Source organism: Nonomuraea sp. NPDC049684, from assembly GCF_044465345.1.
Lineage (GTDB): Bacteria > Actinomycetota > Actinomycetes > Streptosporangiales > Streptosporangiaceae > Nonomuraea.
The window spans coordinates 180367-202710 of record NZ_JBITLO010000004.1 but is presented as its reverse complement, the minus strand read 5'-3'; the positions used below and the strand labels follow the sequence as shown (position 1 = coordinate 202710).

At 73.6% G+C, this 22344-nt stretch carries 14 protein-coding genes; 3 read left to right on the top strand and 11 right to left on the bottom strand.

Annotated features, from left to right (window positions below; all coding sequences use genetic code 11):
* Positions 1–50: 50 nt before the first annotated feature.
* The 6 genes from ACIBST_RS14865 to ACIBST_RS14840 form a co-directional block, all read right to left on the bottom strand.
* Positions 51–230, bottom strand: coding sequence for a hypothetical protein (locus ACIBST_RS14865; RefSeq protein ID WP_125645566.1), 180 nt, complete (start codon positions 228–230; stop codon positions 51–53).
* A 96-nt stretch (positions 231–326) separates the two neighbouring features.
* The gene (locus ACIBST_RS14860) at positions 327–1199 is read right to left on the bottom strand and encodes an ArsR/SmtB family transcription factor (protein ID WP_397171965.1); all 873 of its coding nucleotides are present in this window, start codon (positions 1197–1199) and stop codon (positions 327–329) included.
* Between the two features lie 51 nt (positions 1200–1250).
* A complete protein-coding gene (locus ACIBST_RS14855) occupies positions 1251–1694 on the bottom strand; it encodes a S26 family signal peptidase (RefSeq protein ID WP_397171963.1) in 444 nt (147 codons plus the stop codon).
* Between the two features lie 169 nt (positions 1695–1863).
* A complete protein-coding gene (locus ACIBST_RS14850; RefSeq protein WP_397171961.1) occupies positions 1864–2055 on the bottom strand; it encodes a hypothetical protein in 192 nt (63 codons plus the stop codon).
* A gap of 176 nt (positions 2056–2231) precedes the next feature.
* Entirely contained in the window at positions 2232–2891 is a 660-nt protein-coding gene (locus tag ACIBST_RS14845; RefSeq protein WP_397171959.1) for a hypothetical protein, read from the bottom strand.
* A 74-nt stretch (positions 2892–2965) separates the two neighbouring features.
* The gene (locus ACIBST_RS14840) at positions 2966–3334 is read right to left on the bottom strand and encodes a hypothetical protein (RefSeq protein WP_397171958.1); all 369 of its coding nucleotides are present in this window, start codon (positions 3332–3334) and stop codon (positions 2966–2968) included.
* A gap of 300 nt (positions 3335–3634) precedes the next feature.
* Here ACIBST_RS14840 and ACIBST_RS14835 point away from each other — a divergent pair, with 300 nt between their 5' ends.
* A complete protein-coding gene (locus ACIBST_RS14835; protein ID WP_397171956.1) occupies positions 3635–3928 on the top strand; it encodes a hypothetical protein in 294 nt (97 codons plus the stop codon).
* A 64-nt stretch (positions 3929–3992) separates the two neighbouring features.
* Here ACIBST_RS14835 and ACIBST_RS14830 read toward each other — a convergent pair whose 3' ends face one another.
* The gene (locus ACIBST_RS14830) at positions 3993–5270 is read right to left on the bottom strand and encodes a serine hydrolase domain-containing protein (RefSeq protein ID WP_397171954.1); all 1278 of its coding nucleotides are present in this window, start codon (positions 5268–5270) and stop codon (positions 3993–3995) included.
* A 212-nt stretch (positions 5271–5482) separates the two neighbouring features.
* Between ACIBST_RS14830 and ACIBST_RS14825 the strand changes: the two genes are divergently transcribed.
* Positions 5483–6556: a serine hydrolase domain-containing protein gene (locus ACIBST_RS14825; RefSeq protein ID WP_397171953.1), complete on the top strand. Its 1074-nt coding sequence runs from the start codon at positions 5483–5485 to the stop codon at positions 6554–6556.
* Positions 6557–6714: 158 nt separating this feature from the next.
* On the opposite strand, the gene ACIBST_RS14820 is transcribed toward ACIBST_RS14825, so the two are convergent.
* Positions 6715–7320, bottom strand: coding sequence for a DUF6461 domain-containing protein (locus tag ACIBST_RS14820; RefSeq protein ID WP_397171951.1), 606 nt, complete (start codon positions 7318–7320; stop codon positions 6715–6717).
* Between the two features lie 163 nt (positions 7321–7483).
* Between ACIBST_RS14820 and ACIBST_RS14815 the strand changes: the two genes are divergently transcribed.
* On the top strand, positions 7484–7690 hold the full coding sequence (locus tag ACIBST_RS14815; protein ID WP_397171949.1) for a hypothetical protein: 207 nt from the start codon (positions 7484–7486) through the stop codon (positions 7688–7690).
* Between the two features lie 225 nt (positions 7691–7915).
* On the opposite strand, the gene ACIBST_RS14810 is transcribed toward ACIBST_RS14815, so the two are convergent.
* The 3 genes from ACIBST_RS14810 to ACIBST_RS14800 are packed head-to-tail and all read right to left on the bottom strand — an operon-like array spanning position 7916 to position 21863.
* Complete coding sequence (locus tag ACIBST_RS14810; protein ID WP_397171948.1) at positions 7916–8899, bottom strand: threonine/serine dehydratase; 984 nt, start codon at positions 8897–8899, stop codon at positions 7916–7918.
* Between the two features lie 17 nt (positions 8900–8916).
* The gene (locus ACIBST_RS14805; RefSeq protein ID WP_397171946.1) at positions 8917–17112 is read right to left on the bottom strand and encodes an amino acid adenylation domain-containing protein; all 8196 of its coding nucleotides are present in this window, start codon (positions 17110–17112) and stop codon (positions 8917–8919) included.
* Positions 17109–21863 carry an amino acid adenylation domain-containing protein gene (locus ACIBST_RS14800; RefSeq protein ID WP_397171944.1) on the bottom strand — a complete coding sequence of 1585 codons (4755 nt, stop codon included), beginning with the start codon at positions 21861–21863 and terminating at the stop codon, positions 17109–17111. The genes ACIBST_RS14805 and ACIBST_RS14800 overlap by 4 nt, the downstream gene beginning before the upstream one ends.
* Positions 21864–22344: the final 481 nt, after the last annotated feature.

Genomic DNA, 22344 nt, shown 5'->3' with positions numbered 1-22344 from the left:
GGGGCCGCCCACGGCCTCCTGCGGAGAGGGCGTGGGCGGGGTGTGGAGGGTCAGCAGCACTCGTAGCAGGACACGTAGGTCGTGCAGTCCGGCCGCACGCAGGTCCACGCGGTGTGGTCGAGCCAGTGGTAGCACCAGCACTCGTAGGGGCACCCTCTGGCGTCCGCGGTGCTGGCGGGCAGCAGGGCGCCGAGCATCCGGTCGCCCAACGCCTTGAGTGTGCGAGTCATCCGACCTCCTGGGGGAGAGGGACTGTATTCGCCTGATCATCACCATCGGGTCAGGGAAGGGGCAATCCTTTCGGACCGCCACCGAAATGCGACAAATCAGGCGCTGTAGTCGAGGAGTTCGTGCCCCAGCGAGGTGAGCACGTGCCGCACGGCCCGGCCCTCGCGGTAGGTGTTCACGAGCCCCGCCAGCCGCAACGCCGTCACGTGCTCGGACACCGTGGAGGCGCTCACCGCCAGCGACCTGGCCAGCTCGCCGGTCGCCGAGCCGCCGCCGATCGAGCGCAGGACCCTGGCGCGGGCCTGCCCGACGACCTGGGCCAGGGCGTCCACCGACGTGGGACGGCGGGCGCCCTCGTCGCTGACCGGATAGGCGATGACGGCCCTGCTGTCGCCGCGGGGCGGCGACAGCGCGAGGAAGCAGGGGCTGGCGCACATCAGCGGCGAGAACGCGACGCCCCCGTCGCCGAGCTCCACCGGCGACGGGCACAGGTCCGAGGTGTCGATCTGCAGGGCGCAGCCGTACCAGCTCAGCCTGGGGGTGAGTCCGGGCAGCGTACGGCCGAATCCGCGCACGCAGATCAGCTCGGAGCAGCGGTTCACGTGGGCGCTCAGGCGGCGGCGTATCGCGTCCCACTCGGGGGCCACGCAGCTGAGGTAGAAGGCGCGGAGCGCGTCGGCGACGTCACCGAGGCCGGGCTGGACGTCGAGCTCGTCGTTGAGCGTGCCCACCCCGGGCGGCAGCGGCAGGTCGGCCCAGAGGAAGCCGGACACGCTGTGCGGCGCGTGGTGGACCCGCCGGACGAACGGCATGGCTCTGGCGGGCGTCCTGCGCGCCAGGTCACGCCACGGCGATCCGGGTACGGCGAAGCCGGGATGACGCAGGCACAGGGCGGCGAACAGGGTGTGGTGGAGGGGGGAGATGGTGAAGGTCGTCGCGGCCAGTCCTGCGGCAGAGAAGACCAGACGCATACCCCAGCCCCGTTGTCAGGAAATGTCCGGACATATTGGAGTATGCGGCTGTTAGGACGTACTAACAAGGGTGCGCAGGACGACCCCCAGAACCCGATCGGCCGGGACGAGCCCCCACAACCGCGAGTCCGCGCTGACCTCCCCGTCGCCCAGCACCACGAGCGTTCCGGGCGGCACCGTGGCGGGCAGCCCGGGGCACTGCGGCGGCACCGGCTCGCCCGGCAGCGCCGCGACCCGCTTGACCACCCAGTCGGCCGCCGCGACCTCGGGCAGCGGCCCGTCCCGCCACCGCATCCCCGGCCCGATCGGTTCCAGCACCACGATCTGCCCGCGCCGGGCCGCCTTCCCGCGCAGCACCAGCAACCGGTCGCCGGGCCGCAACGCCGGCACCATGCTCTCCCCCCGTACGGTCACCACCGCCAATCGGCGCCTGCCGAGAACGACGACCACGATCAGCAATGTGGCGAACACGGCAATCACGGCGATCACGGGCATGGCGCGAGCGTAAGCGTCCGGGCTGTGGGGCTCAAGAACTCGTCCGGCCGGACGGGAGGGGCTGAAGTCCTGTCCGCGACGAACGCCGTCACCCGGCTTGAGCGCCGTACGGACGGCATGGGGCGCCCGTTCCTCGGGGGCGGAGGGCGACCTCGCGGTGGTGCTCCGCCTAGTCGGGGGAGCGCAGGAGCATGGCCTCCACCTCGGAACCGGCGTCGGCCGTGCAGACGTACGTGGGCCTTCCGGTCGCCGGGTCGACGGCGTACAGGGTCGCCCGCTTGCCGCACTTCGAGCACCAGGAGTCCGGCCCGCCGCCGAGCTCGGCCAGGCCGACCTTGATCTCTGGGATAACAAAAGCCATGCGGGCAGCGTAGGTCGGCTTGGTCGGGACGTCCGTGGTGACAGGGCGTCTTGCGGAATCCATGCCCGCAGATTGTTCGACACGGGGGTGCCAGGTCGTGCGGTGAGGTCCGTGAAGGTTGCTCGTGGGCCGCGTGCTACGAGTTCGGGCCTTGGGCGCGCCTGTTTCTGTTGTGGTCAGCAATACTCGGCGATCGTCTCCTGCCGGAATTGCTTTTCCGGGATTCTCGCACCGCTGGGGGCTGTCACCAGATCTGTGCCGCTCATTTCTTTCGGCGCCTCACCGAACAGGAAGCCTCGCCCGATCGGAGCATCGCTCGTCACCTGCACGTCGACGCTGATATCGGGCGGCAGAGGCGACGACAACGGGGATTCCTCCGTCGTGAATCCTTGGGCGTCGCCCAAGGTGATCGATCCCTCGCGTTCCGCCGATCGGGTCGGCTGCGAAGCCTTCCACACGAGCCGTTCGGTCCGGTGATCCTGAACCTCGAACGAAAGGACGTTCTCTCCCTCGCAGAGCGGCACGACGAACCTGAACCGGCCGTCGTCGGTACGCCCCATGGCCAAGGGGCGAGGCGCGGAATCACCGGACGGCGCCAGGCTGCAGCCGGAAAGCAAGAACACGCCGATCACGGCGAGGATCGAGGGAGAGCGTAGGCGGCGTCGACGGTGCGTGACTTCATGCATCACAGGCCTCTCGGCAAAGGCGGAGATCGCCTTCTGGACCGTTTTCTGCTCAGGGACGCTATCGCACCGGCCCGGCTTTTCGGCGTGCGAGCTGACCATAAGTCGGATCACCTCTCGTGCCGGACGCACCTCGCCCGCGATCACCGGCACATTGAACCCTTTTCATCCCCGGTGGTAGAGGGTGCTGAGCACAACATGATCGTGGGTCCCAGTGTCGAAGCCCATCACTTCAGCTCTCCGATAGCGGCCACCACGTGCCCGCCACCGCCTTTGCAGGTCCAGCGCGCTGCCCCGCCCACCTGTTCCGGATGCAGCCCGAAGAAGTGTGCCGGGCAGGTCGGCCAGGCCTTCCCATCCTGCTCGGCGATCACCGCTTGGGCCAGGTCGGCGATCAGCACGAGGGTGGCAACCGGTTCATGCTCTTCGTCAGCACGCAGTCCTTGGCTGGAGTATCGACCCTTGTATTCGACGCGCAGGTAACCGTGCTCGTCCCACTCCGGGATGTCGAAGCCGAGTCGTCCGGCGACACCGGTCACGCCCATGTCACCTTGTACTGCGAGTACCGCGTCATCCAGCACTTTGTTGATGGTCATGTCCCTAAGCCTGGCGCACTTCCAGCGGTCGCCGCCGGCCTTTCCTCATCCAGGAGCCGCAGCATCATGGCTGGCCAACGGATAGAGGAGAACGGGTGAACCGCTGCCCGGCAGGCCGCAGGGCAGTGCCACATCGGCCTCCATCCAAGGCGCTTGGCGAACGAGGATGAAAAGAGCTCATTGGTTGCGTCTCGTTCGGGAGGCAGAAACACGCGGCGTTGATTCCAGGTCTTGACGATCGCTCGTGGCCGGTGCTCACCTGAATGTGTTCTCCTGCCCGAGTGTGAGGAGTCTCCCGAAATGAAGATCCGCCGATTACCTTCCGCCGCACTCGCCCTGGCGCTGGGCGCCGGTGTCCTGGCCGTCGCCACCCCCGCCGTCGCGGCCACCCAGGCCAGCGCGTCCGTTGCCGCTGCGGGCTGGCCGACGCCGGACTGGTACCTCCAGGGCCCCTACTCCACCCTGGCCGCCTGCGACCTCGCCTACGAGGACGCGGCGCAGAACGGTCAGTACACCGGCCTCGTCTACTGCCACTGGTTCCGCGGCGGCGGCCCTTACCTGCCGGGCTTCTACTACGAGGTGTACATCCCCTGAGCGCGCAAGAGGGTCCCGCGCGACTGGCCTCACGTGCCGGAGGCGGGTCAACGGCGGGTGCTCGTCAGAGGTAGGTGCCGTACAGGTCTGTGGTGGGCCAGGTGGTCACCGCGTTGGCGGCCTTGTGGAGGGCCGGGTCGATGTCGGCGTAGCTGAGGCCGGAGGCGTCGTCGCGCTGGTTGAAGAGCGCAGCCCAGGTCAGCCCGTCGTACCGCCGTACCAGGAGGGTGTAGGTGCCGGGGAGGCTGCCGGTGTGCCAGGTGTTGCGGCCGCCGGTGACGTTGCGGACCGACCAGCCGCAGCCGTACCACCAGCCGTCGCCGTTGACGCCGGTCTCGGGCTGGGCGAAGGCCCGGGAGATGGACGTCGAGGTGAGCACCGAGCCGGCGGCGTCGAAGATCCCGGCGAAGCGCACCAGGTCGACCGCCGTGCCCAGCCAGCCGCCGTGCGCGTCCATGTTCTCCAGGTTGAACGAACCGTACGGAGCCGGCACAGAGCTGCCGGAGGCGTCGAACACCGTCTTTCCCGTGTACTTCGAGACGTACGGCACCTCGCCGGTGACGGCGCCGGCCTTGAGCGTGCGGCCGAGCCTCATCCGGGTGATGCCGCGCGGTGCGAGGATCTTCTGCTGCACGTACGTGCCGTACGGCATGCCGCTGACCTTCTCGATGATCCGGCCGAGCAGCAGGTAGTCGTAGTTGGCGTAGGCGTAGGTGCTGCCGGGGTCGTGGTCCAGGGCGAGGCCGCCGGCGTACCGCATGATGTCGGCCTGGCGGACGGGCAGCGCCGTGCCGAGCGCCCTGGAGACCGCCAGGTCGCTGAACATGGGGTCGGCGGTGACGGAGGAGTCCCAGCCGCCCAGGTGCTGCAGCAACCTGAGGACGGTCACGTCCTTCAGCCGGGGATCCAGCGTCCTGCCGGACGGCGGCGTCAGGGGGAGCAGGTCGGGCAGCCGGTCGGTGAGCTTGAGCTTGCCGTCCTGCACCAGCTTGAGGACGGCCGCGCCGGTGATGGGCTTGCTCAGGCTGGCGATCCGGAACAGCGAGGTCGGCTGGGTCTTCAGGGTGGTGCTGGTCGTCCACGTGTAGCCGCGGGCCAGGACGAGCTTGCCCTTGCGGGCGACGGCGAGCGATCCGCAGGAGAGGTTGCGGGCCTGCATGAAGGCCTTCATCGTGCTGTCGAAGCTGCCCAGCCCGGATCCGAGGGTTCCGGACGTCTTCCAGGTCGCGGCGGCGGCCTCCGCCCTGCCCGGCTGACCGGTGACGAGCCCGGCGCCGGCCAATCCGAGCCCGGCCAGGCCCATCGTCCGGCCGAAATCGCGTCGGGTCAGCCTGTCAGGCATCTGTCTTCCTCCTTGATCGAACAACACGTCACCGGGCAAACTATCTGAAACTTCGCCGCCGGTGGCGCGGGCCGGACGAGCTCGCGGGTTGGTAGGGCTCGCGGGTCGGTAGGGCAGTCCCCACCATCGGGACACCGGGCGGCATGATCGATTCCGGCGCTCGGCAGCCGCAGGATGGGCACATCACCTCATCCAAGGGAGTCGCCGACAACATGCGTAGGTATCTTGCCGCAGCCGCAGCAGCCGTCGTCCTGCTGGGCGCCGCGTCCCCGGCGCTGGCCGCCGCCAAGCCGTCGTCGCCCACCGTGCAGCAGCAGCTTGACCGGTTGACGCGGCAGGACGGGCTGGCGGGTGCGCTGGTGTCGGTGCGTGAAACCGACGGCCGGGTCAGGACGTGGACGTCCGGCGTCGCCGAACGCGGCTCCGACCGGCCGATGGTCGGCGCGGACGCGCACTTCCGCGTCGCCAGCGTGACCAAGTCGGTGGTCGCGGCCACCGTGGTGCGCCTGGCGGACCAGGGCAGGATCGATCTGGACGCCCAGGCGGAGCAGTACGCGCCCGGCCTGCTCGACGGCAGGCCGATCACCGTGCGGCAACTGCTGACGCACACCAGCGGCCTGCCCGAGTACCTGACGCTGATCGACCCGGCCCGCCTCGGCACCGACCCCGACGCCCAGTTCCTGCGCCTGGCCCTGGACGCCGAGCCTGCCGGCGAACCCGGCGAGAAGTGGGCCTACTCCAACACGAACTACCTGGTGGCCGGCATGCTCATCCAGAAGGTCACCGGCAAGGACTTCCGTACGGCCACCCGTCAGGGCGTCCTGAAGAACCTGCGGCACAGCTACTGGCCGCGTCAGAACGAGCTGGACATCCGCGGCGAGCACGCCCACACCTACGGCGTGAACCCGTTCGACCCGAAGAGCCAGGGCAAGGTGGTCGACACGACCCTGGAGCCCGGCCACCTCTTCGGCGCCTCGGGCGGCCTGATCTCCACCCCCGACGACCTGAACCGCTTCTGGCAGTCCCTGCCCGCCTCGACGATCAAGACCATGCTCGCCCGGACCGTCCCCGCCAACGACCCGCCGAAGGCCGACTACGGCCTGGGCGTCTACTCCTACCCGTTCGCCTGCGGCCCGGCCTGGATGCACGACGGCGGCCTGCCCGGCACCCGCGTCCTCAGCGGCCGCGACCGCTCGGGCCGCGCCGTCACCCTGTACGTGACCGGCACCCCGAAGACCGACGCGCACATCTTCGAAGCCTTCGGCACCGCCCTGTGCGGCCGGTAGTCCCGGTCCGGCCCGGAGGTCGCCTCCCGCGGACGGCCTCAACGGCGAAGGAGCAGGCGCAGCAGGCGCATCGACAACCTGCACGCCCGGTTACGCGCGTCGAGTCCATAGAGACGGACGCCTCGGGATCCGTACCGACGAGACGGGCGACGGGATGGTCATCCTTCGTTTCTGATCCTGGCGGCGAGGAATCCCAGGTCCAGCATGCTCTGGGAGAAGGCGACGCCGGTGAGCTTCTTCGCCAGCGCGAACGATCGCTGGAAGGGGGCATGGAGGTCCGGGCCTTCCCAGGCGTGGCAGGGATCCAGCCCTGTCTCCCACATCTCGAGAAACAAGCGATCGGGCTCACTGCCCATGCGTGTTTGAGGAGAGAGCAGGTTGAAGTAGGTGATCCGTTCGCCGTCGATCGCATAGGTGAAGTAGTCGTCGGCGTGGAGATTCCGGCTGATCGACACGACCTCGGTCCCTTGGGAGAGAATCGGCAGCCGGCGGTTGCAAGATTCTGTCCAGAGTTGGACGAGCACCGTCCAGCCTTGCGTCTCAAGTGCGCCCACGTAGCCACTGCGCAGGTTGTCGGCGTCGATGCATTCCATCGTCCGTTCCTGGAGGCCGTCGAAGGTCACCTGCTCGATGTCGCCGGTCCCCGCGCCGAGCCGGGTCAGCGCTTCGCGAGGGGTGAGGGATCGGGCGAAGGACACACACGAGACGTCATAGAACGGGCCGTACGTGGCCAGCCAGTCGAACTCCTTGTACGCGTCCGTCACGTCAGCGCTCCCATGATCAGTTTTCCGGACATCATCGCGACGATCGGCGAGAGACGCGGACGACCGATCGGCGGCCGTGCCCCGGGACGGAAAGGGTTGTTGCGGGTGACAGGTGGCGGCAACGGTGCGACTGTGAAGGCAGGGCGACCTGCTGGAGGAGATCGTGGATAACCCCGAGCTGACCACGGACATGGTTCTCGCCGCCGTCCGGGATCACGGATTCGCGGCCTATGACGTCCTGGTGAAGGACTTTCCGTCGGACGTGGTGGTCGCGGAGTTCACGAAGGCGGCCAGGTCGGGCTTCACCACTTTCGGCGTGGGCGTCCACCTGGCGTCGTTGACGGACAAGGGGCGGGAACGTCTCGGTTAGGGACAGTCTGCGGGGTTCTCCGGGGGCTGCGGGTTCTCCGGGGTGCCGGAGGCGGGCGTGGGGGGGGGGGGGGGGGGGGGGGGGGGGGGGGGGGGGGGGGGGGGGGGGGCCCCCCCCCACCACAGCCACCACGACCGTCACGCACCCCCGGTCAGCGGGCGCGCGCGACGGAGAGTGTGATCACGTGTGACGGGAAGCGTGATCATGAGCAACGCGAACACGTGGTCAGGTGCTTCGGGCCAGTGGCTCCTGCGGCTCCTGACTGGTTTCCGTTCCGATCGCGACGTTGCCGCCCGACAGGACCGCGACGACCGGCCCCTGCGGCAGGTGCGCCTGGTGGGTGAGGTAGGCGGCGGTGGCCACCGCGCCGCTGGGTTCGGCGCGTTCCCCCAGCTCCCGCCGGAGCAGGACGGCGGCGGCGTCGATGGCGTCCTCGGTCACGGTCACCATGTCGTCCACGTACCGGTGGATGTGCTCCCATGCCAGGGCGCCCAGCACCGGCGCGCGCAGTCCGTCGGCCCGCGTGCGGTAGGTCAGCTCCACCGGCCACGCCGTGCGCGTGCCCGACCGGAAGCTGGCCGCTCCGTCGGCGGCCAGCTCGGGCTCGACGCCGATCACCCGGATCGCCGGGTCGGCGGCCTTGACCGCCACCGCGATCCCGGCCAGCAGGCCGCCGTTGCAGACCGGCACCAGGACGGTCCCCGCGTCCGGCAGGTCCAGGCAGATCTCGGCCCCGGCGCTGCCGTGCCCGGCGATGACGTCGAACGCGTCGGAGCCGATCACCGTCGCGCCGAACCGGTCGGCCAGCGCCAGGCATGCCTCCTCCCGCAGCGCGGGCGGGACGATCACCACCTCCGCGCCGAGCCGGCGCGCGGCGCTCACCTTCAGCTCGGGCGCCGTGTCCGGAAGGACGACGGTCGCCCGCACCCCGTGCTCGGCGGCGGCGTAGGCGATGGCCTGAGCGTGGTTGCCCGACGACTGCGCCACCACGTGCCGGACGCCGCGTCCGGCCAGCCGGCCCACGGCGTTGACCGCGCCGCGCACCTTGAACGAGCGGGTGGGCTGCCGGTTCTCCGGTTTGACCCAGAGCCGTTCGCCGGGCAGCCGCAGCAGCGGCGTGCGCCGGACGTACGGCGCGATCCGGTCACCGGCCGCCCGGACGTCGGCCGCGGCGACAAGCCGCACGCCCGCCGCATCCTCCGCTTCCATGGGCTCAGCACCGCCGTTCATGCGCTCAGCACCCTCTCCTGGATGGCGTCCAGGTCGGCCGCGGCCTCCGAGGGCGGGGCGGCGTCGGGGACGAGGTCCTCCAGGTGGTGCAGCGGCCGGTGCCGCAGCCCCAGCAGCCCCCACAGGACCAGGAACACGCCGCTGGCCAGCAGCACCACCCCGGCGCCCCCGCCGGGCCCGCCGGCGAACCGTCCGGCCCAGTCCGCCAGCGGGCCGGCGGAGAGGAAGCCGATCGGCTGCATGGCCGTGGCGATCATGATGTTCACCGCGAGCACCCGCCCCTGCAGCTCCGGCCCGACCTTCACCTGGATGATCGACAGCCAGTGCGCGTTGCCGATGCTCATGCACGCCAGCCGGACGAACAACCCGGCCGCGACCAGCCACACGACCGGCCACACGCCCATCAGCACCACGCCGAGCCCGGACCCGACGACGAAACCGATCATGCCCGTCGCCCGTCGCCGGGTGCCGCCCCACACCAGCACCACGCCGGTGCCCACGGCCGCGCCGACGCCGCCGACGGCGGTCACCGCGCCGAGGTCGGCCGAGTCGCCGATGGCCAGCACGACCGGGGTGACCAGCACCCACATCAGCGCGGTGCAGAAGTTCACCACCGCGAAGTAGAGCGCCATCACCATCAGCGGACGCCGCCGGCGCAGGAACCGCCACCCGCCGGTGAGCGCCGACATGAACGTCTCCTCGCGCCGGTGGAACAGCCGGTCGGGGAAGCGCACCAGCAGCAGCGTCAGCACGCCGACCGCGAACGTGGCCACGTCCACGGCCACCACCGCCGACAACCCGAACAGGCCGATCAGCGCGCCGCCCGCGAGCGGCGCGACCACGTTGCCCGCGCCGAAGCCCACGTTGGCCAGGGCGTTGGCCTGCGGCAGGTACGGCTTGGGCACCAGCTGCGCGATCGCCGCCAGCCAGGCGGGCTGCTGGAACGCCGACACGACCGAGGTCACGCCCACGATGAGGCAGACGTTCCAGAACTCCAGCCGATCGGTGGTCAGCAGCAGCACCAGCGCCACCATGGCGATCCCGGACAGCGCGTCGCAGGCCAGCATGATCTTACGACGGTCCACCCGGTCGGCCAGCGCGCCGCCGAGCGGGGTGAGCAGCACGGCCGGGATCTGCGCCAGCATCGTGACCAGCGCGAGGTCCAGGATCTCGCCGCTGCGCTGGTAGGCCCACACGCCGAGCGCGAACGAGCTCAGCGCCGTGCCCAGCGCCGAGACGATCTGCCCGCCGGCGACGGTGTAGAAGGACCCCAGTCTGGTGCGTTCCGGCGGTCGTACCGGATCGGGCAGCGTTCCGGCCGCCCAGCGGGTCAGGTGCGCCAGCACGACGGCGGCCAGCGGCTCGGCCTGGTGGCGCAGGAAGTAGTGACCGGCCCTGGGCAGCACGGCCCGCTCCACCCGCGGCGCGAACGCCGCCCACTCGGCGTAGCGCTCCTCGTGCAGCTCGGTGGCGCGGTCGCGCTCCCCGACCAGGCTCAGGATCGGGGCGCGCAGCGGCGTGCCCCCGCCGGCCAGCTCCTGGCCGAACCACTCCTGCGCCTGGTCGGCGTCGTGCCGCATGGCGCGTACGGCGGTGCGTTTGGCGGCCTCGTCCATGTCGTCGAGCAGCCCGCCCGAGGCGCGCAGCGCGTCGCGGAACATCCGGTCGGAGACCCAGCGGTCGCCGCCGAACAGCCGCCTGACCATTCCGGGCAGTCGTGCCGCCGGGAAGCTGGCAGCGGCGATCACGCCCAGCACGGGCACGCCGTCGGCCTCCAGCCTCCGCGCCAGCGCGACGGCGGGCGCGGAGCCCACGCAGTGGCCGTAGACCGCGACCGGGCCCGACGCGGTCGCCGCCACCTCGGCGGCCAGCACGTCCACCAGCTCCGCCAGCGGCAGCGGCAGCTCGTCGGGGCGGGCGGGGTCGTGGCCGGGCAGCTCGGCCGAGAGCACCTCCACCCGGTCGCCCAGCGCCCTGGCCAGCGGCTGGTACACCGCCGCCGACCCGCCGCCGTACGGCACGCACACCAGCGTGAACTCGCTGGTCCGGCCGCCGCCCAGGCGGTGCAGCAGCCCGCCGCCGTCCTCGCGGCCCAGGTACGCGGCCAGGTCGGCCACGGCGGGCCGGGTGAACAGGTCGATCACCCGCAGCCCGCGGCCGATCTCCTTGACCGCGCGGACGGCGGCGAACGAGTCGCCGCCGAGGGCGAAGAAGTCGTCGCCCGCCCCGACCCGCTCCACGCCGAGCACCCGGGCGAAGGCCCCGGCGACCAGCTCCTCGTTCGGCGTCGAGGGCGCCGCGTACGCGGCCTGCTCGGCCACCGGCTCGGGCAGGGCGGCCCGGTCGATCTTCCCGTTCGGGTTGAGGGGAAGCCGGTCGAGCGCGACGACGTGCGCCGGGACCATGTAGTCGGGCAGCCGCTCACGCAACGCCGAGCGCACGGCCGCGGCCTCCACGGTCGCGGGCGTCACCCAGGCGGCGAGCTGCCTGGCCTTGCCCTCGCCGACGGGCAGGACGACGGCTTCGGCGATCTGGGGGAGGGCTCGCAGGGCGGTCACCACTTCGCCGAGTTCGACGCGGTAGCCGCGCACCTTGACCTGGTCGTCCACCCGGCCGCGGAACTCGATCTGTCCGTCGGCGGTGAGGCGGAGCAGGTCGCCGCTGCGGTAGCAGCGTCCCTGCCCGGTCAGCGGGTCGGGGACGAACCGTTCGGCGGTCAGCTCGGGCCGGCCGATGTAGCCGCGGGTGACCCCGGGGCCGCCGACGACCAGCTCGCCGGGCACGCCGGGCGGCACCGGCCGCATTCCGGCGTCCACCAGGTGGCCGTACACGCCGGGCAGCGGACGGCCCAGCGGCACGATGCCGGTCCGCCGGTCGGCGGGGATCTCCTCGGTGTCGCACACCAGGCAGATCATCGTGGACTCGGTGTGGCCGTAGTGGCTCTGGATCCTGAGCTCGGGACGGGCGGCGCGGGCCCGCTCCACCAGGTCCCACGGGCACGCCTCGCCCGCCAGGATCAGCAGCCGGCCCGGCAGCACGGCGGCCAGGTCGCCGCCCGAGGCCAGCAGCTCCAGGTGACTCGGGACGCACTTGACGACGTCCACCCGGTGCTCGGCCAGGTATCCGGCGAACGCGGCCGGGTCCATCGCGGTCTCGCGCGGCACCAGGTGCACCGTCCCGCCGGTGGTCAGCGCGCCGAACACGCAGGTCAGGCCGAAGTCGGCCGCCGGTGTGGAGACCACGGCGAACGACCCGCCGGGCACGCCGATGCGCGGCAGCATGCCGCCCAGGTAGTTCAGGACGCCGCCGTGCTCGGCGGCCACCGCCTTGGGCGTGCCGGTGGACCCCGACGTGAAGATCACGTGGTGCAGGTGCTCCGGCAGCACCTCGACCCGGGGCCGGGTGTCCGGCAGGGACGGCGGCCGGTCCAGCGCCAGCACCTGCCTGCCGTCCCCGATCAGGGGCGCGAACTCGCTCACCGTCACCACGGCGCGCACCCCGGCGGCCTCCAGCATCGCGGCGATCCGCGCCGCCGGGTACGCCGGGTCCATCGGCAGGTAGCCGCCGCCCGACTTCTGGATGCCGAACAACGCGCACGCCAGGTCCACGCCCGGCTCCAGCAGCACGCCGACCGGCTCGTCGGCGCTCACCCCGGCCTCCAGCAGCCAGTGGGCGATCCGGTTGGCGGCCGCCTCCAGCTCCGCGTAGGTCAGGGCGCGGTCGGCGCCCACCACGGCCGGCGCGCCGGGGGTCTCGTCCACCCAGCGTTCGATCAGGTGGTGCACCGCCCCGGCGGGCGGCTCCGGCGGCGGACCGCCGTCCAGCGCCGGGCCGGTCACCGGCTCCAGCGGCACCGCGCCCACCGGCGCGTCCAGGTCGGCGAGCAGCCCGTCGAGCAGGGCGGCGTACCAGCGGGTCAGCTTGGCCGCGGTGCCCGGTTCGAACAGGTCGGTCCGGTAGGCGAGCCCGCCGCGCAGCGGCGCGCCCGGCCCGTCGTCCACGACGTGCCAGCTCAGGTCGAACTTGGTGGTCAGCTCCGGCAGGTGGATCTCGGACGTCTCCAGGCCGGGCAGCCCGGCCCCGGCCACGCCGGGGATGTAGTTGAGCATCACCTGGAACAGCGGCGTGGCCGCCAGGTTCCGCTCCGGCCGCAGCCGGTCCACCACCCGGTCGAACGGCGTGCCCGCGTGCGCGAGCGCGCCGAGGGCCGACTCCCGCGCGCGGGCCAGCAGGTCGCGCCCGGTCGGGTCGCCGCCCACGTCGGTCCGCACGACCACGGTGTTGAGGAAACAGCCCACCACGCCTTCGGTGTCCGGGTGGTCGCGGCCGGAGACCGGCACGCCGACCGCGATGTCCGCGCTCGCCGACAGCCGGGCCAGCAGCGCCTGCAACCCGGCCAGCAGCACGATGAACGGCGTGGACCGGTAGGCGGCGGCCACCGCCCTGATCCGCTCGCTCAGCTCCGCCGGGAGCTCCAGGTCGAGCGCGGCTCCGCCCGGGTCCGGCACCGCGGGGCGCGGCCGGTCGGTGGGCAGGTCGAGCACCGGCGGCAGGCCGTCCAGGTGCCCGGCCCACCAGTCCAGGTCGGCCGGGTCGGGGACCGGCGACACCTCGGCGTACTGCGCCGGGGGCGGGTCGAGCGGCGGGCGCAGGCCGAGGCGGGCGGCGTACAGGCCGGACAGCTCCGACAGCAGCAGCCCCCGCGTCCACGCGTCGGTGGCGATGTGGTGGAAGGTGAGCGAGAGCACGTGCTCGTCGTCGTCCCGGCCGTCGCCGACGGTGAGCAGCACCGCCCGCATCGGCGGCTCGCGGTCCAGCGCGAACGGCGTTGCCAGGTGCCCGGCCAGCACGTCCTCGACCTCGGAGGGGTCCACGCGCGCGGTGGAGACGGGCACCTCGGCGGCCTCCCGCACCACCATCACCGGCTCGGGGCCGGAGTCGTCGACCACGCCGCGCAGCACGTGGTGCCGCTCGGCCAGGTCACGCACCGCGTCCAGCAGCGCCTCCGCGCGCAGCGGGCCGCGCAGCCGCAGCGCCACCGGCACGTTGTAGGCGCTGCTGTCCGGTTCGAGCTGCGCCAGGAACCACAGCCTGGCCTGCACCCCGGACAGCGGCACCGGCCCGTCCGCCGGCGCGCGCCGCACGCGCGCCGCGGTGGCCGGACGGGGCAGCGCGGCGGCCAGGTCGGCCAGCACCGGATGCTCGAACAGCAGCCGCACCGGCACCGCCGCGCCCAGCCGCTCCCGCAGCCGCCCGGCCACCCGGGTCGCCGCGAACGAGTGCCCGCCGAGGGCGAAGAAGTCGTCGTCCGCCCACACCTCGGCGAGTTCGAGCACGTCGGCCCAGACCTCGCCGACCAGGCGCTCGGCCGGCGTGCCCAGCGGCACCCGCACCGCGGGCCCGGCCTCGGGGACGGGCAGCGCCGCCCGGTCCACCTTGCCGTTCGGCGTGAGCGGCAACGCCTCCAGCACGCCGATCGCGGCCGGCACCATGTAGTCGGGCAGCCGCTCGCGCAGCGCCGAGCGCACGGCCGCGGCATCCACGGTCGCGGGCGTCACCCAGGCGGCCAGGCGGCGCTCCAGGCCGTCGCCGAGCGGCTGCACGTACGCCTCCGCGACCTGCGGCAGGGCGCGCAACGCCGCGGCGACCTCGCCCAGCTCGACGCGGAAGCCGCGCACCTTCACCTGGTCGTCGATCCGTCCCAGGAACTCGATCAGCCCGGTGCCGGTCACCCGGACCCGGTCGCCGGTGCGGTACCAGCCGCCGGTGAAACGCTCGGCGGTCAGGTCAGGACGGCCCAGGTAGCCGCGGGCCACGCTCGGCCCGCCGATCCACAGCTCACCGGGCACGCCGGGCGGCACCGCCCGCCCGGACGGGTCGGCCACCCGGCACACCACGTCGGCCAGCGGCCGGCCCAGCGGCGCCCGGCCCGGGCCCAGCTCGGCCAGGGCCTCGACCGCGTCGCAGGCCAGCACCGACACCGTGGTCTCGGTCGGGCCGTAGTGGATCTGCACCTCCAGGTCCGGCCGCGCCGCCCGGACCCGCGCGACCAGGTCCGCCGGCACCGCCTCGCCGGCCAGGATCAGCAGCCTGCCGGGCAGGGCGGCCGTGCCGAGGAGTTCGAGCTGGCTGGGCACCATCTTGATCGCGTCCACCGGGTGCGCCGCCAGGCGGGCGGCGAACGCGGCCGGGTCGGTGGCCGTCTCGTGGTCGATCAGGTGGAGGGTGGCGCCCGTGGTCAGCGCGCACCACACGTTCGTCATGCCGAGGTCGGCGGCGGCGGTGGAGACCAGCGCGAACGACGTCAGCCCCGCCGGGACGACCTCGGCCACCGCGCCGAGGTAGTGCGTGATGTGCCGGTGCTCGACCGCGACGCCCTTCGGCCGCCCGGTCGAGCCCGAGGTGTAGATCACGTACGCCAGGTTCTCCGGCGCCACCGCCACGCCGGGACGCTCGCCGGACGCCTCCGCCGCGGCGGCGAGCTCGGCGCCGGTGAGCACGATCCGCGCTCCGGCGTCGGCCACCACCGCCTGGTTGCGCCGCTCCGGGTAGACCGGGTCGAGCGGCAGGTAGGCGGCGCCCGCCTTGAGCACGCCGAGCATGGCGACCACCAGCTCGGGCCGCCGCTCCAGCAGCACGCCGACCGGCTCCTGCGGCCGCACCCCGCTCTCCAGCAGCCAGTGGGCCACCTGGTTGGCGCGGCGGTCCAACTCCGCGTAGCTCAGCGAGCCGACCGCGACCGCGTCGGGGCGGGCGTCGGCCATCCGCTCGACCAGCGTGTGCAGCGGCACGTCCACGGGCAGGCCGGCGTCCCGGCCGCGCAGGTCGTCGCCGGCCGGCAGCCGCACCGGCGCGTCCGGGTCGGTGAGCATGCCGTCCAGCAGCTCCAGGTACCAGCCGGCGAGCCGGCGCACGGTGTCCTCGTCGAACAGGTCCGTGCGGAAGCGCAACTCGCCCGAGAAACGGGTGCCGTCGTCGCCGAGCTCCAGGTTCAGGTCGAACTTGGCGGTCGGCACGGGCGGCGTCCCGGCCTCGACCGCCAGCCCCGGCAGCGACGGCGGCGCGCCGGTGTCATAGACGTTGAGCATCACCTGGAACAGCGGCGTGACCGCGAGGTTCCGCTCCGGCTGCAGGCGCTCGACGACCCGCTCGAACGGCGTGCCGGCGTGCGCGAACGCGTCCAGCGCCGCCGTGCGGGCCCGTGCCAGCAGCTCGGCGCCGGTCGGGTCGCCCGCGGTGTCGCCGCGCACCACCAGCGTGTTGATGAAACAGCCGACGACCCGCTCGGCGTCGGGGTGGTGGCGGCCCGCGTGCGGCACGCCGACGGCGATGTCGTGCACGCCGGACAGGCGGCTCAGCAACGCCTGCAACCCGGCCAGGAACACCATGAACGGCGACGTCCCGGCCACCGCGCGGACCTTCGCCGACAACGCCTCGGGCACCTCCACCGCGACCGCCGCCCCCTCCCACGTGGGGACGGCCGGGCGCGGCCGGGCCAGCGGCAGGTCCAGCACCGGCGGCAGGCCCGCCAGGTGACCGGCCCACCAGTCGAGGTCGGCGTCGGGCCGCCCGGCCTCCCAGGCGGCCACGTCCGCGTACTGCAGGGCCGGGGGAGCGGGGGGCGGCTCCAGGCCGAGGCGGGCGGCGTACAGGTGGGCGAGATCGTCCAGCAGCACGCGTTCCGACCAGGCGTCGGTGGCGATGTGGTGCAGGGTGAGCGCGAGCACGAACTCCTCGTCGCCGAGCCGGTAGAGCGCGGCCCGCAGGGGCGGCTCGGCGTCCAGCCGGAACGGCCGCCAGGCGTGCTCGGCCAGCTCACGCTCCAGGTCCGCCGGGACGGCGTCCGTCATGTCCACCACGGGCACCGGCACGGCGGCGACGGGCCGCACGCGGCCGTCCTCGATGACGCCGCGCAGGATCCAGTGCCGCTCGGCCAGGTCCGCCACCGCGCCGGTGAGGGCGGCGACGTCCACCGGGCCGCGCAGCCGCAGCGTCAGCGGCACGTTGTAGGCGGGCGTGCCGGGTTCGAGCTGGGCCAGGAACCACAGCCGCTGCTGCGCCGGCGACAGCGGCATGTCCGCGGCCGACGTCGCAGGGATCCGCGGGACGGCCGCCTGCTCCTTCTGCTTCAGGGCGGCGGCGAGCCTGGACCGGACGAGTTCGGCGATCCGGTCCTCACGTACCTCGGTCATCCCTCGTTCCCCTCGATCAGGTCGGCGGCCAGCAGTTCCTCCAGCGCGGCGGCGAAGTCGGCCAGCACCGGCCGGTCGAACACCAGCCGCACGGGCACGGTGACCTGCAACATCTCGCGCAGGCGGGCGGCCACTCTGGTCGCGGCGAAGGAGGCCCCGCCGAGGGCGAAGAAGTCGTCGCCGGCCGAGACCTCGGGCCGTTCGAGCACCTCGGACCAGACGGCGGCCACCAGGAGCTCGGCCTCGGTGGAGGGTTCGACCCGCGCCGGGGCCGGGCCGGTGTCCGGCTCGGGCAGCGCGTGGCGGTCCACCTTGCCGCTGGGCAGCGTGGGCAGCGCCGGCAGCGCGACCCAGCGGCGCGGCACCATGTGGCCGGGCAGCCGGGACCGGGCGTGCCGCTCGACCGCGGCCAGGTCCGCCGTCTCCGGCGCGACGTAGCCGACCAGGTGGGCCTGCGCGTCCGTGCCCGCCACGGTCACCGCGGCCTCGGCGACCTCGCGCAGCACGGCCTCGACCTCGCCCAGCTCGATCCGGTATCCGCGGACCTTCACCTGGTGGTCGCGGCGGCCGTGGAACTCCAGCGTCCCGTCCGGCCGCCGGCGCACCAGGTCACCGGTGCGGTAGCAGCGGCCGCCCGGCGTGAACGGGTCGGCCACGAAGGCGGCCGCGGTCAGGTCCGGACGGCCCCGGTAGCCGCGGGCCACCCCGGCGCCGCCGAGCAGCAGCTCGCCGACCGCGCCCGGCGGCACCAGCCGCAGCCGCGCGTCGACCACGTACGCCCGCTCGCCCGGCATCGGCGACCCGATCGGCACCCGGTCGCCCTCATGCGGGCGCACCCGGTGCAGCGTCGAGGTGACGGTGGTCTCGGTGGGCCCGTAGGCGTTCCACAACTCGCCGACGCGCAGCAGGATCTGCTCGGCCAGCGCCGGGTCCAGCGCCTCCCCGCCGGCGACGGCGCGCAGCGCGGGGTCACCCGCCCAGCCGGCCGCGATCAGCATCCGGTACGAGGTCGGCACCAGGTCGATCACCGTGGCCGCGCTATTGGTGATCAGCTCCGCCAGCGCGTGCCCGTCGGTGGCCGTGGCCCTGTCCACCACCACCGACGTGCCGCCGGCGGCCAGGACGCTCCACAGCTCGGAGGCCGAGGCGTCGAAGCTCAGCGGCGCGACCGCGGGCTGCACGTCGGCCGGGCCGAGGCGGAGCGTCGAGATCATGCCGGCCACGAGGGCGGCCAGGGAGCCGTGGGTGACCTCGACCCCCTTGGGGGCGCCGGTGGAGCCTGAGGTGTAGGTGACGTACGCCAGGTCCTCGGCGCGCACCTCGGGAAGGTCCGCGCGGGGGCCCGCCGCGAGCCGGTCCGCGTCGAGCGTCACCGGCCCGTCCGCGTCGGGCGCCGTCTCCAGGGGCGTCCCGCCGCGGGTGAGGACCACGCGGGCGCCGGCGTCCGCGGCCAGCAGGCGCAGCCGCTCGGCCGGGTGCTCCGGGTCCAGCGGCAGGTACGCCGCCCCCGCCCGCCACACGCCCAGCAGCGCCACGGGCAACATCTCGTCCCGCGGCACGCGGACGCCGACCACGTCGCCGCGCGACACCCCGTGCGCCAGCAGCCCGGCCGCGATCCGGTCGGCGCGGTCGTTCAGCTCGGCGTGACTCATCGCGACGCCGTCGGGGCCGACCACCGCCGTGCCCGCCGTGCCCGCCGTGCCGTTCGCGTGCGCGGCGAGCGACAGCGGCACCGGCGGCAGGTCGTCGGGCAGCCGGGGGCCGGCCGCGCGGGCCAGCAGCTCGGCGCGTTCGTCCGGGGTGACCGGCTCGAACGTGGCGATCGCCAGGTCCGGCTCGGCCACCACGCGCCGCAGCAGCCACAGCAGCCGGTCCAGGTACGCCCCGGCCGCCTCCCGGCCGAGCAGCGCGACCGCGTACTCCAGGTGCAGCTCGGCGCCGGCGGCCGTCCGGTTGACGAGCACGCTGAACTCGTGCACCGCCGCACCCGAGCCGACCTCGGTCAGCAGTTCCAGGCAGCCGGCCCGCACCGGCACCTCGGCGTGCTGCATGGCCAGCAGCACCGGGGCGCGGGGCACGTCGGCGGGCGGGACCTCCTGGTGGACCAGCGCCCGCGTGGCGGCCTGCCCGGCCTGCCGGACCAGGTCGCGGAAGGTCGGCGCGGCGTCCGGCCGCAGCCGCACCGGCACCGTGTCGATCAGCGGCCCGACGACCCGGGCCAGCTCCGGCCGGGCGCGCCGCGCCGCGACCATGCCGACCAGCGTGTCCGGCTCCCCGGCGACCAGGGCGAGCGCGGCCAGGTACACCGCGTACGGGGTCGCGCCGCACGCGCGGGCCAGCGCGGCCACGCCGTCCGTGAACTCCTCGGTGAGCGGCCTGATCACCCGGCACGTCGTCAGGTCGCCGGGCGGCGGGCCCGCCACCGGCGCCCCCGCCAGCTCGCCGCGCCAGAACTCCCGCAGCCGCGCGAGGTCGGGCCGGTCCTCCTGCTCGCGCACCGCCACGTCGCCGAGCTGCACCGCGGGCTCGGGGACGGGCTCACCCGCCAGCTCGGCGGCCAGCTCGTCCATCAGCACGCCGACCGAACCGCCGTCGAAGGCGATGTGGTCCGTCACGAGCACCAGCTCGGCCACGCCCTCTCCGACGGGGCACAGGCTGGCGCGCAGCAGCGGCACCTCGGTCGTCACGTCGAACACGTGCTCCACCGCGGCGCGGGCCACCTTCACCGGGTCCGCGCCCGCCGGATGCTCGACCAGCGGGACGGCGACGGGCGGGTGCACGACCGCGTACGGGACGCCGTCCTCGCCGGCGGAGATCGTGCTGCGCAGGGCCTCGTGCCGGCGCAGGACGGCGTCCAGCGCCCGGCGTAGCGGCGCGCTGCCGCTCAGGCCGCGCACGCGCAGCCGGATCGACACGGTGGTGACCGGGCTGTGCGGGTGGAGCTGGCGCAACGTCCAGAACTCGCGCTGCGCGGCGGTGAGCGGGTGCCGGGTCCGGCCGGTCCGCCGCACCGGAGCCGATCCCGGCTCGCGCAGGCGCGCCGCCAGCCCGGCCGCGGTCGGCTCGGTCAGGAACGTCGCCAGCGGCACGGTGTGCCCGAGCCGCCGGGACAGCTCGGTCACCACCCGGGCGGCGGCCAGCGAGTGCCCGCCCAGGTCGGCGAACCGGTCGTGCACGCCCACCTCCGGCAGGCCCAGCACGTCCGCGATCACCTCGGCCACCTGGCGCTCGTCGTCCGTGCGGGGCGCGACCGGCGCGGCGCTCCCCGTCCGGGCGGCGCCCAGCTTGGGCAGGGCCGCGCGGTCCACCTTGCCGGTGGGGGCGATCGGCAGGTCGCCGGTCACGCCGATCCTGGCCGGGACAAGGTGGTCGGGCAGCCGGTCGCGCAGCCAGTCGCGCAGCTCGGGCTCGGTCACGCCGGAGGCGGCCACGTGCGCGACGAGGTAGGCGATGCCGTCGTCGTCGGTGTGCGCCAGGACGACGGCGCGGCGCACCGCGGGATGGCGGTCCAGCGCCGACTCGACCTCGCCCAGCTCCACCCGGTAGCCGCGGATCTTGACCTGGTCGTCGGCGCGGCCCACGTAGCGCAGCTCGCCGTCCACCCACCGGACCAGGTCGCCGGTGCGGTAGACGCGGGTGCCGTCCGGGTCGGCGCCGAACGCCTGCGAGTCGTGGCCCAGGTAGCCGCGGGTCACGTTCGGCCCGCCGATCCACAACTCGCCGACCTCGCCGTCCGGGACCGGCCTGCCGTCGGCGTCGCGCACGCTGAGCAGCGCGCCCGCCATCGGCCCGCCCAGCGGCGGTTCGCCCTGGTGGTCGCGGGCGACCTCGAACAGGGTGGAGCCGGTGGTGCACTCGGTGGGGCCGTACATGTTGAGCACCCGGCGCACGCCGGGGTTGGCGTACACGCGCGCGACCAGCGCGGCGGTCAGCCGCTCGCCGCCGGACAGCACCATGCGCACGCCCTCCGGCAGCGGCTCGCGCAGCAGCACCGACAGCGCGGACGGGACGCCGAATACCGTGCGCACCTCGTCGCGGGCCGGCAGCGTGGGCAGCGCCAGCACGTTGTCCGCCATGATCACGGTCCCGCCCGCGTACAGCGGCGTGAAGATCTGGGTGATCGAGGCGTCGAAGCAGATGGAGGAGCCGGCGAGCATGCCGCTCAGCTCCTCGGCCGTATAGGCGGACGCCTCCCAGCGCACCAGGTTCAGGGTGTTGCGGTGCTCCACGACCACGCCCTTGGGACGGCCGGTGGAGCCGGAGGTGTAGATCACGTACGCGGCGTCGCCCGGCTCGCCGGGCACCTCGGGCCCGTGCGCGGCGGGCGTCACGTCGTCGACGAGCACGACGTCCGCGCCGGTCGGCGCCGCCGTCTCGCGCCGCGCCGTCGAGGTGACCACGGCGGTCATGGCGGCGTCCTCGGCCATGAAACGTAAGCGTTCCGCCGGATAGGCCGGGTCCAGCGGCACGTAGGCCGCGCCCGCCTTGAGCACCCCGATCAGCGCGGGCACCAGCCACTCGTCGCGGTCGAGGCAGATGCCCACCAGGTCGCCGCGTACGACACCCCGCCCGGCCAGGGCGTTGGCGATCCCGTTGGCCCTGCGGTCGAGCTCGGCGTAGGTCATCCGGCTCGTGCCCGCGACGACGGCGAGGCGATCGGGTGTCCGCCGGCACTGCGCCTCCAGGGCCTCGTGGAGGCGTCCCGGCGAGTCGGTGAGAGGGCGGTTCGCGCCCGTCACATCCGTATTCATGTGTCCTCTTTCCAGCAAAGGTCAAACGTGCCCGGGTGGGCGTTATGGAACAGCCCGTTCCTCGGGACGGCACGCGGGCCAGGGCGAGGTCGTCGCTGGGCGCGTGGGGTCGTGCGGGGTCGTGCGGGCGGTTCAGTGTCGCGCGGTAGGCGGGTGCGGCGGGGGGCATTCGCGGCAAATGTCGTGTTCTGCGGTTGCGTGCTCCTTTCGCCCATAGTCGTCCGCACGACAGCATCGGTGAGCCGGCTTGCCACTGACTTGGAACCTGCCATGATCTTGCTTGCAGGCGTCGCCGGCCGGTGGGCGCGGGACGGCTCGGCAGGAGGTCAGCGGCGTCCCGGCGCCCGGCGTCGGCCGGAGCGCGCGAACCTCCCGGACCGGCGACAGGCAAACCCCGGGCTCCGGACGCAGGCGAGGAGTGCGGCCTTCTCGCCACCGCTCCGGAACGCCACACCGACATGATCCTCTTCGCCGGGGCGCT